This is a genomic window from Legionella sp. PATHC039, from assembly GCF_026191275.1.
Lineage (GTDB): Bacteria > Pseudomonadota > Gammaproteobacteria > Legionellales > Legionellaceae > Legionella > Legionella pneumophila.
The window spans coordinates 1,422,476-1,438,777 of record NZ_JAPHOP010000001.1 but is presented as its reverse complement, the minus strand read 5'-3'; the positions used below and the strand labels follow the sequence as shown (position 1 = coordinate 1,438,777).

The following is a 16,302-nucleotide window of genomic DNA, read 5'->3' as shown; positions in this document are numbered from 1 at the left end:
CCTTTTACATCCATAAATGAACGATATCACGTAAAATGCACAGCATATATAAGAAATTCACCTTGAAAGATCCTGTATATGGTTCTAATTAAAATCTGTTATTGTCAATTAATGAAATGACTTTTGCGTTAGATTGGGTTTTTCCCAACTTGGTATAAGCAATTGAAGTGAACTCATTTGCAGTTAAGGGCTTACTCAGGAGGAAGCCTTGACCAAAATGACATTTTCTTGACACAAGATATTTTAATTGAGGTATGGTTTCAATACCCTCGGCAACAATACTCATTCCTAACTCATTAGCCAATTTAATAATAATGTCTATAATGACTACTTTCTCATGTTCGTTGTGTATATCAGAGATAAATGTTTTATCAATTTTTAAGCTGTCAATAGGGAGAGTTTTTAATCTGTTAAGAGAAGAGTATTCCTTGCCAAAATCATCCAATGACAACTTTATTCCCAAGTCGGAAATTACATTAAGCATTTTGGAGATTTCATCTTGATCCCCCATTAAAGAGTTTTCAGTAATTTCAAGCTCGAGATATTCTGCAGGGTATTGATATTCCTGTAGTATTTTTTCAAGAATTTTAGGAAATTGTGGATTTGTTAATTGAACAGGCGAAATATTTATGGAAAAGGAAAGCATCTTGTTGTATTGATTAGCCCAGTGCATTATTTGTATGCACGATTTTTGTAAAACCCATTGACTCACTTCTGTTATTAATCCAGTGTTTTCTGCTACTGGTATAAACTCATTAGGAGACACCCCTCCCAGGGCTTCATTATTCCAGCGTAAAAGAATTTCTGCGCCAATAATCTCCATATTAACCAGGTTAAATTTGGGTTGGTAATAAAGTTCAAACTCATCATTTTGCAATGCTTTTCGAAGATGAGATTCCAGCTCGGATTCCCTGTGCTGTGAATATCCTAGTTGATCAGTATAAAATTGATAAGTATTTTTCCCTGAATTTTTTGCTTTATACATAGCCAAGTCCGCTTTTCTTAACAGATCTTCTGTAGTATTTCCATCATCAGGAAAAATAGATATACCTATACTGACCGTTACTGTGATTAATTTGCCATTGATAGTATAGGGACTGTTTAATTCATTTAAAATTCGTTCTGCCAGATGCCGTGCGCTGGAAGGGGATTCTATATTCAGAGAGATTAATGTAAATTCATCTCCACCCACTCTGGATAAAAGATCACCTTTTCGAACTAGTAAAACCAGGCGATTGGCAAATTGTTTTAAAAGTTCATCGCCATGAAAATGACCAAATGTGTCATTTATTGCCTTGAAATTATCTAAATCAATAAGCAGTAAAGCCAGGGAAGAGTTATTTCTTTGGGCATTAGCAATGGATTTATCAAGCAGCTCTTCAAATTCCCTGCGGTTAAATAGATTTGTCAGGGGATCATGAGAGGCCATATATTTTAATTCCTCCTGTTTTAATTTTAAGTTTTTTTGCCCTTCCAGTACTGCTGAATAAGAAAAAACATAGTTAATTACAAAACAGGTGCAAGGGATAAAATAAACAACCACCTTAAGAAAATAAGCGATATTAAAGGCACTGTCGTAGGGAGTGACTGATAATAGCATGATGTATATAGCCAGGACGACTTGGGTAAGTGACATATAGAAAACAGAGTCTGATAAAATAGTCGGGTAAGATGCATAGGTTTTGGGGTAAAAAATAATCATCAACATCAGATAAATAAAAACGGATAGGAGTTCAAATGGCCTGGAAACATAAGAGTCATAAAGCCACATGTCAGGAATTTGAATTATTGCAGCGGCATAATAAATGACTGCGATAGCAGCCAAAACCAAAAAAGTAGTCAGTAGAATAAAAGTCACCAATCTCACTGGTTTATTAGCGCCTGCATGTACCAGTAACGAAAGCCCGGTCATTAGAATTAAACCGCTAATACTGTTTGAAAAAACCCAAATTAAAGCATCCAGGTTATTTTTTTCGGGACCCTCCAAAGCCAGGCCATCAATAACCAGGGTATGCAGCGCTTCAATGGAGCCAGAGAATAGAATGGCAAGACCGATAATTAAAGCAATTTTATCATTACTCAATCGGTACTGGGTGAACGCTAATAATACGGTGACTGCGGCAAGAGAAAATCCAGACCATTGTAAGAGAGTTTGTCGGAAGTAACCGCGAATTTGAGATTCAATGAGTTGGGAGCCTGCTATTTTCCCATCATTTATTGTAATGGCTAAATTACTAAAGTCTAAACCCCAGTTTAGACCTATGTACGGCAGACCTAACAGTAAAATAATAATCAATACCAAAAAATGGGGTACACGTTTTAGAGTAGTTTCATTGAATACAAATGAATTATCCATTTTTTGTTTCTCAAAATTCCTATATTTTAAAATTAGCATAAAATGTGCCTGCTATTGGCAAAATTGCTGATTTTATATCCCGTTAATCTGAGCATCCTCGTATTTACCAGAAATATTTTGAGTCTGGGCTATATGAAAATAATATTTGGGCTGGATTCTTATTTGAGCGTAATTAATGAATTTTCCAATTTATTTTATTATTTCTGTCGAGTAGCGAAGTGCTTTCATTTCTGAAGACCAGAAATTTTCTGCAAGCCCCATTTTTAATTTTAAATGATTAACAAATTCATCTTTTGTTTTAACAGATTCCCATACAGAAGGTAAAAAAGTAGCTTGATAGGAACCGTAAATTAATACCAAGCCATCTATGCCAATTTGCAATTGTGATTTGAGTTCTTCTTCACTGTCAAAATATAGTGGAGATAATGGTTTTATTAATGAGATAGTTAGAGACAATTCCTTGAGTTCAGATGGTCTTATTTGTGGGAAGCGTGGGTCAGCAATTGCTGCCCGTATGGAATTGTAAATGACGTTATCTGCTAATCGCTCTTTAGCTATAAGGCTTCCCATGCACCCTCTTAGCAAACCATTTTTTTTTAAAGTAATAAAAGTGGGGATCCGAATCTGTAATAATTGACTATAATCATTGTAATTAATTGCCAATGCTTTATTTTCCTCTGTTTGTAACCGTATTGTTTCTTTCGCGATGTATTTCAATTCATCTGCGCAATGTTCTGAAAAATTAAGCTTTTGGTAGAAGTGATAGGCAGCATACCCCACTACTCTTTCTTTATCTCCAGCTGTATCGCCTGAGTTGCGCAAATCGAGCAGACGGCTATAAATATGGTGTTGGCGCGCGAAATACAGAAAACCGCGCAGTGGAAAATAACCACAAGCAGCATCATGCAGTATTTCTTCACCATTTAAAGTGTCTATGGAAAGGCAAGTTTTTTTATCTTCTCTTTGGGCTATGTGATAGGGCAGATAATGGCTTAAATCAGAGCTGATAATCAGGAGAGTGTCATCTCCACCCCATACTCGCTCTATTAGATGGGCTACATCCTGGGGATTCGTTTCTCCAACAACCAGAGGAAGTATTTTAAATTTCGAGAATATCATTTGGCAGAAAGGTAATTGTACTTCCAGACAATGTTCATTTTGATGAGCTTCAGGAAGTGAACAAACATAAGGGAGATCTATAATTTGAGTTAGTAACTCTTTATCCTGTTGAATTTCTCCTAGTGGTGTAGCGAATTTATCAACAGGATCATAGGCTATGCCTTTGAAATATAACCTATGAGCAGGGCCTAATATTATAATTTTATTGATGGAATTTTTCTTATCTCGCAACGAAGCATATGCAGAAGCTGCGACAGATCCTGAGTAGACATAACCAGCATGCGGAACTAGTATTGCTTTTGGAGCAGGCTTATGAATTGGCGCTTGGTCCAGGAAATTCAATACGGTTTGCTTTAAAGTCAAAGGATCGTCGGGATAAAAATACCCAGCTACGGCTGGTTGACGGACGCACACAACAACACTCCGGAACAACTGAACATACTATACTTATAAATATAGACTAAGAGTTGATTGTGGGCTATTTGATGTTTGATACTATTCCAACCAAATACTGGCATAAGCTGGAAGATGGACGCATACAATGTGATGTATGTCCTCGTAATTGTAAATTGCGTGAAGGGCAAAGAGGTTTATGTTTTGTTCGTGCAAACCTGGATAATCAAATAAAATTAACTACCTATGGACGCTCTAGCGGTTATTGCATAGATCCCATTGAAAAAAAACCATTGAATCATTTTTTGCCGGGTAGCCCTGTCTTATCTTTCGGAACTGCGGGATGTAATCTGGCCTGTAAGTTTTGCCAAAATTGGGATATTAGCAAATCCAGAGATATTGATATATTGGCAGATACTGCCATGCCAGAAGATATTGCAAGGGCTGCCCAAAATATGAACTGCCTCAGTGTGGCGTATACATACAATGATCCAGTGATTTTTATGGAATATGCCATTGATGTCGCAAAGGAGTGTCATAAGCTTGGCATTCATTCAGTAGCGGTATCTGCAGGGTATATTAATCCTGAGCCATGTAAGGAGCTTTATTCATTCATGGACGCTGCTAATATCGATTTAAAATCCTTTAGTGAAGATTTTTATTACAAAATTACTGGTTCTCATTTACAACCTGTTCTGGATACGCTCATTTATTTGAAGAAGGAAACCAGTGTATGGTTTGAAATTACTAACTTAGTGATTCCGGAAGAAAATGATTCGGATGCCGAGTTTGAGAGGATGTCTGAATGGATTATGACTAACCTGGGGCCTGATGTTCCTTTACACTTCACTGCGTTTCATCCAGACTGGAAAATGATGGATAAAGCTCCGACTCCATTTTCAACTTTACAAAGAGCCAGAGAAATCGCAATCAAGACAGGCTTACATTATGTATATACGGGAAATGTTCACGATACAACTTGCAGCAGCACTTATTGTCCTCATTGTAAATTACCTGTGATTGTAAGGGATTGGTATCGGATATTGGATTATCGGATGGATGATACTGGAAATTGCTTAAATTGTCATACGCAAATTGCAGGAGTATTTAAGGGAGCAGTTGGTCATTGGGGCCCAAGAAGAGTAATGATTAAATTAGGTTGCTCTTAATCTTCACATAATAAATTTTTAGTATTATATGTCATGTTTTTGTACATGGTGAATTAATATGAGATTTCAAGATTCTAACTTTGAAGAACGTTATAATACAATGTGGAATAAAATTGCAGTGCCTGCTGATGCTCAAATAAGGCAATTATTTGGCGCCAAAGGATTTTTTAGTGAACAGCAGCCGAATTACTATCAACTCCTTGTAAACTATGCTCAAGCGGCCAAAAATATTGTTGATAATTTAAATCGTCAATCTCCCATGTTTGATGACAAAGAATATGTTGAAGGCTATATGATTGCTACTCTCCAATCGGTATATAAAGATTTTTCTCAATATAAACCGAGAATTGCAGGGCGTTATGGAGAGCACTCAAGCTGTGTTGAACTGATTAACAAGACCTTGGATTGGGTACAATCCTTTGATTTAAAATTAGAAAACCTCTCTGAATCTGATGATGAGATGAAAATTACTTTCTAATTGCAAGCTATCCTGTATTACGAGAAGTCTGTAATGCGGGATAGCAACATTTCCCTATTATATCTTACTCCTAATAGATGCACTTTGCTTGTATGGCACCAGAGCGTCAATGTTTACTCATCAGCAATTGTGCTATAATTGAACAATGATTACAGGGAGGTATGATGAAACAATTGGTTGTTGCAGGATTTTTCTTATTACTTCTAACTCCCCCTTTATCAGCGCTGGATGTTGATACCTATCGTAGCTCACAAAAACAATTCAATACTGAGGATAAGGCGGAACAGGGTGATGCTCAAGCACAGTTTGAATTAGGGCTCAAATATGAAAAGGGTGATGGAGTAAATAAAGATTTAAAGAAAGCGATTTATTGGTATCAGAAAGCTGCAGATCAAGGACAAGCTGAGGCACAAAATAATCTCGGTGTATTATATCTTAAAGGAGAGGGTGTGCCCCAAAACAGTCAGCAAGCAATGTATTGGTTTAATAAGGCTTCGGAACAGGGTTTGGCAATTGGTCAAAATAATATAGGAATTCTATATGAAAATGGCCTGGGTGTTAAAAAAGATATGGGCCAGGCTTTTATCTGGTATCAAAAGGCTGCAGAAGGCGGAAATTCAGACGGACAATATAACCTTGCAGTCATGTACATGTATGGGAATGGCATACCAAAAGATATCAAGAAGGCAATTCATTGGTATATCAAAGCAGCAGAGCAAGGAGATCTTGATGCTCAAAATAACCTTGGTGTTCTTTATGAGCGAGGCGAAGAGGTTCCAAGAGATTTAAAAGCAGCTATTAGTTGGTACACCAGAGCAGCAAATGAAGGTTCACTGATTGCTCAAACTAACCTTGGTGTATTGTATATGACTGGTGATCCTTCCATTCAAGATGGCAAGAAAGCAATATATTGGTATGAAAAAGCCGCGGCACAAGGTGGGGAAAAAGCTCAAAATAATCTTGGGTATATTTATGAACAAGGTATTGGTACAGAAAAGGATATGAAAAAGGCTATTTACTGGTACGAAAAAGCCGCAGAGAATGGATTTACTCTGGCTCAAAATAATTTAGGTGTTCTCTATTCAAATAATGGCGAGCTGCAAGATTACAAAAAGGCTTATTTATGGTTCAAAAAAGCCGCAGATCAAGGATTTGCCGAAGCCCAAAATAACTTGGGTTTAATGTATATGAAAGGCAATGGACTGTCAGTTAATTATCACGAAGCAGTCTTGTGGTACAAGAGAGCGGCAGAACAAGGATTACCTTTAGCGCAACATAATCTGGCGATTATGTATATGAAAGGGCTGGGGATAAAGAAAGACAATAAACTGGCCATTAAATGGTACCAAAAAGCTGCTGAAAAAGGATTGGATTTGGCGCAGAACAATTTGGCGGTTATGTATATACGTGGTGAAGGAGTAAAAAGAGATTTTAAGAAGGCCATGTATTGGTATCAAAAGGCAGCTGAACAAGGTTTGGATTTGGCACAAATTAATCTGGGTATTATGTATCTTGATGGCATGGGTGTTAATAAAGATTTCGCTAAAGCAAAGTACTGGATTGGAAAAGCCAAGGACAGTGGTTCTCAAGATGCTCTGACCATATGGAATAAAAATAAATTGTGGAAATATTAGTGATCATTGGTGTGGGTCTTAGTTGATGTATTGTGCAAAATGCTCAAGTCTGGTTATATAATTAAAATACGCTGAATAATCTAATGGATTAGAAAAGGATGTCTGCAGCTCGCCAAATCAACAATCCGAAAATGAGACAATGGCGAATATTGTTGGTTTACAATATTTACAGAATAGTAAGTATTTTTCTATTTTTAGGCATTTATTATTTCAGTTATATCAATAAATATTATCCCTTATTATTTCTCTGTATTGCTTTTGCCTATTTAGTATGTGCTTTGATTTTTCTTTATTTTTGGCATAGAAAAATTTTAAGTTTTGATAAGCAGGTGTTTTTATCGGGTACGATTGATGTCATAGCCATTTCCAGCATGCTAGGCATCATTGGTAATTTGGAATCCGGTTATGGCATATTACTAAATGTTACTATTGCTGCTTTAAGTATTTTAGTTCCCGGGCGCTTGGCCATCTATTTTGCATCACTAGCCAGTTGTTTATTGCTATGTGGCAATGTTTTGCAATTTTTTATTTATAATCAAAAAGACTTAAGCACTTTTTTTTATAGTGGAATCTATGGGGCTGGTTTTTTTGCAACGGCTATCACTGCCTGGTATTTATCCAATTGGGTCAGAATGTCTGAGAGTTTGGCCAGACACCGTAGTTATGAGTTAGCAGGAATGCAAAGGCTCAATGAATATATTGTCGAACGACTGCATTCAGGCATTATTTATGTTGCAGAGGGGAAGCGAATTCGGTTGATGAATACTGCCGCCCGTGAATTTTTTAATCTGAGTAAACATCATGCAATTCAAAAATTAGACCAGCTATCTGATTCACTTGTATCCAAATTTGATGATTTTCTTTTAAAAACAACGAATAATGAACGTACAGCTCAAACTATTATTGAAGATCCTTATCTAAGAGTGCATTTTTTTTCTACTTCTGTTGGTCACAAGTCTGAAGTACTCATTATTCTGGAAGACATGACTGATATCGCTCAACAAGCACAACAACTCAAATTAGCAGCTTTAGGGCGTTTTTCGGCAAGTATTGCTCATGAATTACGTAATCCCTTGGGGGCAATTGCTCATGCTATTCAATTGTTTGGAGATAATGAGGATTTAAATGAAGAGAATACTCGTTTAAAACAATTAATCATGAACAATTGTGAGCGAATGAACAGGGTGATTAAAAATGTATTGCAGCTTTCAAGGCGTGAGAAATCTCAACCGCAGGTTAATGAGCTTACAACATTTTTAGAACATTTTAAGCAGGATTTTACTCACAATAATCCCTGTGATCTTACGATAAAACTACCTGTAAATAAGCCGTTATCAGTTGTTTTTGATAAAAGTCAATTAGAACAGATTTTAGTAATCTTGTGTGAAAATGCTATTCATCATGGGCGGGATCATGAGGGTAATGTGAATATCGTCATTGCTGCCAAATGTTCTTCGAATAAAATCACTTTGACTGTATGTGATTCTGGACCTGGCATACCCTCGGAGCACAGAGACAATATATTTGAACCATTTTTTACCACATTGCGAGGTGGTACAGGAATGGGGTTATTTATTGCGAGAGATTTATGTGAAATTAATCAAGCCAGATTAAATTTGGTAAAATCAAATAAAGGATGTTGTTTTGCGATCACTGTTAATCCATCGGATGAACTTTTAATATGACCAAAAGTAAAGTGCTTGTTATAGATGACGAACCAGATATAAGAGAGTTATTAACTCTTACTTTATCACGTATGGGTTTAACTTGCGATGCAGTGTCTGACTTTAAGCAAGGCATAGAGCATATAAAACAAAATTATTATTCTTTGGTTTTAACAGATATGCGTTTACCTGATGGAGATGGTATAGAAATTGTTAAATTCATTCAGAAATACAAACCGCAGGTGCCAGTTGCCGTCATTACTGCCTATGGAAATGTCGAGGGTGCGGTCAATACTTTAAAGGCAGGTGCATTTGATTACGTATCAAAACCTATAGACTTAAAAATGCTTAGAGATCTGGTTAAGACGGCATTATCCATGCAAAACCCGCCTACCGAGAAGCCTGATGAAGGTCTACTGGTTGGTGAAAGTTTGGTAATGCAACAACTTCGTGAAAACATTCATAAATTAGCTCGCAGCCAGGCACCAGTTTTTATTCAAGGAGCTTCAGGTGTTGGAAAAGAATTGGTCGCTCAGTTGATCCATACTAATGGTCCCAGAAAGGATAAGCCATTTATTCCTGTAAACTGTGGCGCTATACCTGGTGAGTTGATGGAATCAGAGTTTTTTGGCCATAAAAAAGGGAGCTTTTCAGGAGCGATTTCTGATAAAACAGGGTTGTTTGTTGCGGCTCATGGTGGCACTTTGTTTCTTGATGAAATCGCCGAACTTCCTCTCGCCATGCAGGTTAAATTGCTACGTGCCATTCAGGAGAAGGCAATTAAGCCGATAGGTGAGTTATATGAAGTTCCTGTGGATGTTCGCATCTTAAGTGCGAGTCATAAGAATTTGATTGAGGAAGTTAATTCAGGGACGTTTCGTCAAGATTTGTATTATCGAATTAATGTGATTGAATTGCGTGTCCCAACTTTAATGGAAAGGCTTTCAGATATTCCTTGCCTGACAGAGGCGATATTAAGAAAATTATCTAAAAACCAAAACAGAAACCTGGTGAAAATAAATCCATCCTGTTTTGAAATATTGAGTCGTTATCATTTTCCAGGAAATGTCAGAGAACTGGAGAATATCCTCGAGCGTGCCATGGCTATGTGTGAAGGAGAGGTTATAGAACCATCCGATTTACATTTGCCCAGAACAACGATAACCTCAGCTGTTGCAGCATCCTCCGTATCAACTAACTTAAATGGTTACCTTCAGGATCAGGAAAAAGATTTAATTCTTGATGCGCTTGAGAAAACAAAATGGAACAGAACCGCTGCTGCACAACTATTGGGGGTCAGCTTCCGAACTCTCCGTTATCGATTAAAAAAACTGGGACTTGATTAAGTGTTGCGCTATGAAGATTTTCAAGGGATAAAATAGTCAGGTTAGGCAAGAGGTCTAATAGAATTGTTTTTCATCTGTGTTTGAAATCTGATAAATCATAGTCTAAGTTTATATAACGCAATGAACTCTTGTTCAAAGCGAAAAAAAATAATTGATTAAAATTAAGGAAGAAACAATGAACTCATGGAATAGTGTTGTTTTTTTAAAAACTAAAAATGCTTGGTCGGATTCTGCTGCAATAGCAAAGATGAACGGTGTTCAAAGTCTTTGGTCTACCTCTGGGGACTGGGATTGGTGTATAAAACTTGACTCCAAGCATTCAAGCCCTGAGGAAACTGCTTTGTTTGTTAAAAATTTAAGAAATGCCGATTGGGTTGCAGAAACTAAAACCAGTTGGTGGAAAGAAGTTGCTGTAAAGTAATTTAATAAGATGGATCGTTTGGGAAATTATAATGATATTATTATAATTTCCCATCTGGTTATCAATAATTCCACGATAGAACCCACTGCCACCTAGTTTTCCTGGAGTTTTTCAACAACAAACCCGTTTAACCATGCTTTATTATAAATTCCTGGAATTTTTGTTGCACCTCACGCGCCTGACGAGCAAAGAAAAACCCAAAATGAGTGCCGTATTCAATCCAGAAACGCTCTTTTTCTTTCGATGCTAATCGCTCATAAGCAAATACACCATTGTAAAATTTTACATCAGCATCATGTGTCCCATGAATTATTAGTGCAGGGCAGTTAATTTTAGCAAAATCATACCAGCGGGTTTTTACACCCTCTGCCATATCATTCACGGTCCCTGTTTTACGAGCCTTATAGTCCGCCATGCTATTCATTAGTTCGGCAATGATTTCCAGGCGTTCCCGACAATTTAAGATCTCTTTCACCCGGTCATCTACACGTACTGGATCCAGGTAACCTTCCAGTTTAATTAAATTCTTGATAAATGATTTGGGGAAATAAATCATGCTTTTTTTAGCGACCCATAAACCAAAATCAGTCATAAAAAGGGCTTGGGCCAATTTGTTGGATTGTTCAGGCATTAAATATTCCCCAGCTATAGCATCTATTGCAATGATTGCTTTAGTTTTTTTCGGGTGACGAATGGCAAAAGGATACAGAGAAAGTCCGCCTGCAGATATGGCTACAATAACTGCGCTGGTAATATTCAAATAATCCAGTAAGCCGGCCAGGGCATCTGCCTGTTCTTCTGCTGTTTGTCCAGTATCAATGGGTGTTCCCAAATAACCAGGACGAGAAGGACAAATCATTTGATGACCATCAGGGATATAGCGCTTGAATAAAAGCACTGCCTGATCATAACCACCCCCTCCACCATGAATAATCAGTACGGGTTTTCCATTACCATAAGTAACAAACTCCATGGTACCCATTGGTAGCTTTGCTAATTGAGGTCGTGAAATAGGTAACGGCGAATTCAATTTTTGACGCAAGAACTCTTGAATTTCATTCATGGCAACTCCCTATCCAAAGTGAAAGCAAATTAATACTTAGCTTTTTAGATGATTTTGTCTACTGAAAATATCGAAAGTTATTTATGAAGAGACCTTTTTGCCATCTAATTTCTTTTTGATAAATCTGTTCTATTTTGTTTACATTTAAGACCTATCAGAAATGAGATGCTTGCAAGCATTAACTAATTATATTGGGCCTGAACAAAGCAAAATTGAACCCTTACACCCTTAGCGAATTATAAATGAGATCATTTTGTTTTAATTAATCTACATTTTGATTAGTTTTCAACCATAAATTTTATTTCATCAATTTTTGCTGAAATTCTTGCGGATAAATAAGCATCCTTTTTGGCCAGTTTCTGCGCCACTTTTAACTGAGCAATAGCACCTCTTTTTTGCCCCTCAAGTAGTAAGCATTGCGCTTGAGTAAAATAGGCATAACTTTTCTGATGGGATTCAGCTTGAGCTCTTGCCAATTCTCGGCAAAGTGGTAAGTCCTCTTTGTATTGTCTACTACCCTTAAGAAGTACGGCTGTGGCTTTTTGGGGTTGGTTTGCGGTTAACAATCCTTGGGCGTATGCGATTAGAGCAGCATAATTGTCAGGAAAATTATTTTGTAATTCAGCAAGACGGGAGAGTGCTGATTGATATTGTGATAAACCTAATTCAGCTTGAGCCATAGCAATTTGAAAATTGAGATTACTATTATCCTGTAATAGTAAAGGGTTTAATTTTTCAGCTGCTTTTTGAAAATTGTTATTATTTAACAAGGCAAGTACGTATCCATACTGGCAAGCAGTGGCGGGATTTTTTTTATGGCAATGATGCTCATAATAATCAAGAATTTGTTTATTATTAGAGGCGACAGAAACTCTGATTAACTCTTTAAATAAGGCATAGTCCAAAGAATCAGTATAATGTTTTTTAGGCAAACGGCTGGTTCTGTTTTCAGCCTCAGCTATCCTGTCAGCATCCAGGGGGTGAGTCCGCAGTATTGCTGGAATATTGGCAGTGTAATAATAACGGGAATTTTCTTGCATTTTATTAAAAAATGCGGCCATACCTTGAGGATTGAAGCCTGCCTTAATAAGCATGTCTATACCAATTCTGTCGGCTTCTTTTTCTTTTGAGCGTGTAAAATTGATGTTGTCCTGGGAAAATCCGGAAACGGATGCCATCATAGCGCCCATCCCGACAGTTGGATTTAAGACGCCCAAGGCTGCAGACGCCAGAATAGAGGCTAATAATGGAACACGCATCTGTTTTTGGTGTTCTATAATGCTGTAAAGATGATGTAAGCGAACATGCGCAATTTCATGAGCCATTACAGCTGCCAGTTCACTTTCATTGCTGCTCGTTAAAATCAGTTGGGTATTAATGCCTATGTACCCTCCTGGACCTGCAAATGCATTGATTTCTTTGGATTTAACAATAAAAAAATAAGGTGTTTTGATACGGCCATAATGTGCCAGTTTTTTTCCTATGGAGTTGATGTATTGACTGGCCAAAGGATTGCGCTCTACGCTGTCCGATTGATTAATAAGTTGAATAAATTCTCTTTCTAATTGTTCCAATTCTTTGGTTGTATAGGGTGAAAGACTCCCGGCATTAGTTGTAGGTGCTAAAAAAAAGAAGACAATCCCCAAACCCCAGTAAAATAGTTTAGGTAATGTCTTTTTCGTGATTAACTTATAATTTAAGTTCAATTTAATCATTAGGCTACTCAATAATTGAATAATTTGTTATCATTCGACCACATTAAGAAGGTGGTTAATATATGCACGAACAGTTTCTGCTTGCAGCACTTAAACAAGCCAAACTGGGGAGAGGCTTTTGTGCCCCCAATCCCAGCGTTGGGGCGGTTGCTGTGCAAAATGGTAATATTATAGCACAGGCATGGCATAGAGGTGCAGGTACACCGCATGCAGAACAATTATTGTTATCACAAATTCTACCCCAAACGCCAGGGGTTACGCTTTATGTCACGCTGGAGCCTTGTAATCACTGGGGCAAAACTCCCCCTTGTGTTGATGCTATTATCAATCATGGTATAGAAGAGGTTGTTTTTTCCTATTTTGACCCAAACCCCATTGTTGCCAAAAGTAACTCCTCAGAAAAATTACGTGAACATGGAGTACAAGTCAGGCATATTCCTATAAAGGCAATTGATGTGTTCTATAAAAGCTATGCTTATTGGACTATGACCCATAAACCAAGAGTCACTGCTAAAATAGCACAAACTTTTGATGGTAAAATTGGAAAGTCTGAGGGAGCTCGAGTAGTTTTGTCCAATGCTTTATGCGAACAGTTCACTCATCAAATGCGCGCTGCCAGTGATGTCATATTAACCAGTGCCAAGACAGTTCAAATGGATAATCCAAGAATGAACGCCAGATTAGATAGCGGATTAGTAGCAAAGCCAGTTGCCATTGTTGACCGCAATTTAAGTTTGTCTGATGACACAATCATTTTTTCGACAGCAAAACATTGCCACATTTATCATCAACCACAAGCAAATCAGGCAAAGACTTATCCTAATAGCACTCATTATGCGATGCCTTTGCAAAATGGGTTGATGGACTTGGAGGCAATAATAACTCATCTTGGTCAACTGGGATATCATGACGTATGGGTTGAAGCAGGCGGAGCTATTTTTTCTGCGTTACATAGTAAGGGATTGGTGCATAGAACCTATTTGTATTTAGTTCCCGGTAGTTTAGGGCATCAAGCGATTTCAGCTTATCAACAACAGGGGATTTTTGAAAAAGCTCATACGGTGAGTTGGCAAGCTATGGGTGACAATATGATAGCATGTTTGGATTGGCAGGAGGATGAGTGTTTACCGGATTGATAGAAAATACAGGCAAAGTATTAGTGAATAGGCAAGGAGAAAATTCTAGTCGTTTAGTCGTTTCTTCAAGCTATAAGGATTTGAAACCTGGTGAGAGTATCGCTGTAAATGGGGTTTGTTTAACCCTTTTGCCAGCAGATTTTCCTGAACTGTGTTTTGATATTTCACCTGAAACTCTGCATGTTACCACATTGTCAAAATTATCATCTGGCGACATGGTTAATCTTGAAAGAGCTATGCTGGCATCAACCCGTTTTGGTGGTCATTATGTATCGGGTCATGTAGACACCAGGGCTAAAGTGAAATCCATTCGTGTTGTTAATGAATTTATCGCGATGGATTTGGAGGGTTTTATCCCAGAACACAATCATTATTTAATACCCAAAGGTAGCATTACAGTAGACGGAGTTAGCTTGACTATTAATACTGTATCAGAACAAACCGTCGGACTCATGCTGGTGCCACATACATTATCAATGACCAATCTCGGTTCATTAAGAGTGGGCCAGCAAGTCAATATTGAATTTGATTATCTTACCCGTATTGTGGCTCATCAGCTTCAAATTATCGGGAAATTGAACCAAGAGGAAGTGTCATGAAACATTCATTAGCAACAATAGAAGAGGCTGTGGCGACACTTAAAGCCGGTAAAATGATTATTCTAATGGATGATGAAGATAGAGAGAATGAAGGTGATTTGGTGATTGCTGCTGAGCACGCTACTCCTGAAGCCATTAATTTTATGTCTCGTCTTGGTTGTGGTTTAATTTGTTTGCCTATGGCTGAAGAATTGATAGACAAACTCCAACTGCCCATGATGGCTCGGCATAACAAATCGCCGTATGGAACGGCGTTTACGGTTTCGATTGAAGCGGCTAACGGTGTCTCCACAGGCATCTCAGCAAGAGACAGAGCTCGAACAATTCAAGTGGCTATTGATCCACTAAGTGGGCCATCTGATATCATTTCACCTGGACATGTTTTTCCTTTACGGGCTAGAAAGAGAGGAGTTTTAGAAAGACCAGGTCAAACAGAAGGTAGTGTTGATTTGGTAAGACTTGCTGGATTGACCCCGGCGGCAGTGATTTGTGAGATCATTAATGAAGATGGAACAATGAGCAGACGTGATGAATTAGCTCATTTTTCAAAAAAACATGAAATACCTTTAGTCACCATTAAAGATTTGATTAATTACCGAATTCGTCACGAAAATCTTATTAATCCTGTCGCAACCACTCAGATTCCTCTCGAGGAGAATGGTGTTTTTACTATGACTGTTTTTGAGAATCAGATAGATTCTGGTGAACATTTTGTCTTGGTTAAACCCCCTTTGTATGGTAATCAAGTGCCTTTGGTTCGAATTCATTCTGAGTGCATAACAGGTGATGTTTTTGGCTCCAGAAAATGTGATTGTGGAAAGCAACTGGAGTTGTCTTTATCCCAGATCGGAGCTGAAGGCGGTATATTAATTTATTTGCGTCAGGAAGGCCGTGGAATAGGTTTGGCAAACAAATTAAAGGCGTATGCTTTGCAAGAGCAGGGGTTTGATACAGTCGATGCTAATCTGGAATTAGGATTGCCCGCTGACGATAGAGATTATGCCGTAGCATACCAAATATTAAAATATTTGGGGGTTGAAGCATTAAGGTTGCTGACAAATAATCCTTTAAAAATCGCTTCTCTTGAGCGTTATGGAATGAAGATTACTCAACGCATTCCTTTGGAAATTAAGCCCTCCAGAGAAAATCACAGTTATTTAAAAACCAAAAAAATAAAGCTGGGGCATTTATTAGCCATTGATTAGGATA

Annotated in this window: 13 protein-coding genes; 9 read left to right on the top strand and 4 right to left on the bottom strand. The window is 37.7% G+C overall.

Annotated features, from left to right (window positions below):
* Positions 1–88: 88 nt before the first annotated feature.
* On the bottom strand, positions 89–2,395 hold the full coding sequence (locus tag OQI99_RS06520) for a putative bifunctional diguanylate cyclase/phosphodiesterase (protein ID WP_265731513.1): 2,307 nt from the start codon (positions 2,393–2,395) through the stop codon (positions 89–91).
* 150 nt (positions 2,396–2,545) lie between these two features.
* On the bottom strand, positions 2,546–3,889 hold the full coding sequence (gene amrB, locus OQI99_RS06515; protein WP_061513569.1) for an AmmeMemoRadiSam system protein B: 1,344 nt from the start codon (positions 3,887–3,889) through the stop codon (positions 2,546–2,548).
* Between the two features lie 71 nt (positions 3,890–3,960).
* Between amrB and amrS the strand changes: the two genes are divergently transcribed.
* The 6 genes from amrS to OQI99_RS06485 all read left to right on the top strand — a co-directional run bounded on the left by amrS (position 3,961) and on the right by OQI99_RS06485 (position 10,580).
* Positions 3,961–5,037, top strand: a complete 1,077-nt coding sequence (gene amrS, locus OQI99_RS06510) for an AmmeMemoRadiSam system radical SAM enzyme (RefSeq protein WP_265731512.1) — start codon at positions 3,961–3,963, stop codon at positions 5,035–5,037.
* A gap of 58 nt (positions 5,038–5,095) precedes the next feature.
* A complete protein-coding gene (locus tag OQI99_RS06505) occupies positions 5,096–5,515 on the top strand; it encodes a lpg1171 family Dot/Icm T4SS effector (RefSeq protein WP_061513570.1) in 420 nt (139 codons plus the stop codon).
* 164 nt (positions 5,516–5,679) lie between these two features.
* Positions 5,680–7,149: a Dot/Icm type IV secretion system effector LidL gene (lidL, locus tag OQI99_RS06500; RefSeq protein ID WP_265731511.1), complete on the top strand. Its 1,470-nt coding sequence runs from the start codon at positions 5,680–5,682 to the stop codon at positions 7,147–7,149.
* 98 nt (positions 7,150–7,247) lie between these two features.
* A complete protein-coding gene (locus OQI99_RS06495; protein ID WP_265731510.1) occupies positions 7,248–8,834 on the top strand; it encodes a sensor histidine kinase in 1,587 nt (528 codons plus the stop codon).
* Positions 8,831–10,159, top strand: a complete 1,329-nt coding sequence (locus OQI99_RS06490) for a sigma-54-dependent transcriptional regulator (protein WP_061513573.1) — start codon at positions 8,831–8,833, stop codon at positions 10,157–10,159. Before OQI99_RS06495 ends, OQI99_RS06490 begins: the two co-directional genes overlap by 4 nt.
* A gap of 175 nt (positions 10,160–10,334) precedes the next feature.
* Positions 10,335–10,580, top strand: a complete 246-nt coding sequence (locus OQI99_RS06485) for a hypothetical protein (protein WP_011213531.1) — start codon at positions 10,335–10,337, stop codon at positions 10,578–10,580.
* A 127-nt stretch (positions 10,581–10,707) separates the two neighbouring features.
* On the opposite strand, the gene OQI99_RS06480 is transcribed toward OQI99_RS06485, so the two are convergent.
* Together OQI99_RS06480 and OQI99_RS06475 are read right to left on the bottom strand one after the other, a co-directional pair.
* Positions 10,708–11,643, bottom strand: coding sequence for an alpha/beta fold hydrolase (locus OQI99_RS06480; protein ID WP_061513574.1), 936 nt, complete (start codon positions 11,641–11,643; stop codon positions 10,708–10,710).
* Positions 11,644–11,921: 278 nt separating this feature from the next.
* On the bottom strand, positions 11,922–13,358 hold the full coding sequence (locus OQI99_RS06475; RefSeq protein ID WP_061513575.1) for a M48 family metalloprotease: 1,437 nt from the start codon (positions 13,356–13,358) through the stop codon (positions 11,922–11,924).
* A gap of 62 nt (positions 13,359–13,420) precedes the next feature.
* On the opposite strand from OQI99_RS06475, the gene ribD reads away from it, so the two are divergent.
* From ribD to OQI99_RS06460, 3 genes are read left to right on the top strand one after another with little or no spacing between them, the layout of a single operon-like run.
* The gene (ribD, locus tag OQI99_RS06470) at positions 13,421–14,494 is read left to right on the top strand and encodes a bifunctional diaminohydroxyphosphoribosylaminopyrimidine deaminase/5-amino-6-(5-phosphoribosylamino)uracil reductase RibD (RefSeq protein WP_265731509.1); all 1,074 of its coding nucleotides are present in this window, start codon (positions 13,421–13,423) and stop codon (positions 14,492–14,494) included.
* On the top strand, positions 14,479–15,093 hold the full coding sequence (locus OQI99_RS06465; RefSeq protein ID WP_061513577.1) for a riboflavin synthase: 615 nt from the start codon (positions 14,479–14,481) through the stop codon (positions 15,091–15,093). Before ribD ends, OQI99_RS06465 begins: the two co-directional genes overlap by 16 nt.
* Positions 15,090–16,298, top strand: coding sequence for a bifunctional 3,4-dihydroxy-2-butanone-4-phosphate synthase/GTP cyclohydrolase II (locus OQI99_RS06460; protein ID WP_061513578.1), 1,209 nt, complete (start codon positions 15,090–15,092; stop codon positions 16,296–16,298). Before OQI99_RS06465 ends, OQI99_RS06460 begins: the two co-directional genes overlap by 4 nt.
* Positions 16,299–16,302: the final 4 nt, after the last annotated feature.

Bases quoted from the DNA above. Each gene is read 5' to 3' on its own strand.
- OQI99_RS06520 (WP_265731513.1), bottom strand. From the start codon at position 2,395: ATGCTAATTTTAAAATATAGGAATTTTGAGAAACAAAAAATGGATAAT.
- amrS (WP_265731512.1), top strand. From the start codon at position 3,961: ATGTTTGATACTATTCCAACCAAATACTGGCATAAGCTGGAAGATGGA.
- OQI99_RS06505 (WP_061513570.1), top strand. From the start codon at position 5,096: ATGAGATTTCAAGATTCTAACTTTGAAGAACGTTATAATACAATGTGG.
- lidL (WP_265731511.1), top strand. From the start codon at position 5,680: ATGAAACAATTGGTTGTTGCAGGATTTTTCTTATTACTTCTAACTCCC.
- OQI99_RS06495 (WP_265731510.1), top strand. From the start codon at position 7,248: ATGTCTGCAGCTCGCCAAATCAACAATCCGAAAATGAGACAATGGCGA.
- OQI99_RS06490 (WP_061513573.1), top strand. From the start codon at position 8,831: ATGACCAAAAGTAAAGTGCTTGTTATAGATGACGAACCAGATATAAGA.
- OQI99_RS06485 (WP_011213531.1), top strand. From the start codon at position 10,335: ATGAACTCATGGAATAGTGTTGTTTTTTTAAAAACTAAAAATGCTTGG.
- OQI99_RS06480 (WP_061513574.1), bottom strand. From the start codon at position 11,643: ATGAATGAAATTCAAGAGTTCTTGCGTCAAAAATTGAATTCGCCGTTA.
- OQI99_RS06475 (WP_061513575.1), bottom strand. From the start codon at position 13,358: ATGATTAAATTGAACTTAAATTATAAGTTAATCACGAAAAAGACATTA.
- ribD (WP_265731509.1), top strand. From the start codon at position 13,421: ATGCACGAACAGTTTCTGCTTGCAGCACTTAAACAAGCCAAACTGGGG.
- OQI99_RS06460 (WP_061513578.1), top strand. From the start codon at position 15,090: ATGAAACATTCATTAGCAACAATAGAAGAGGCTGTGGCGACACTTAAA.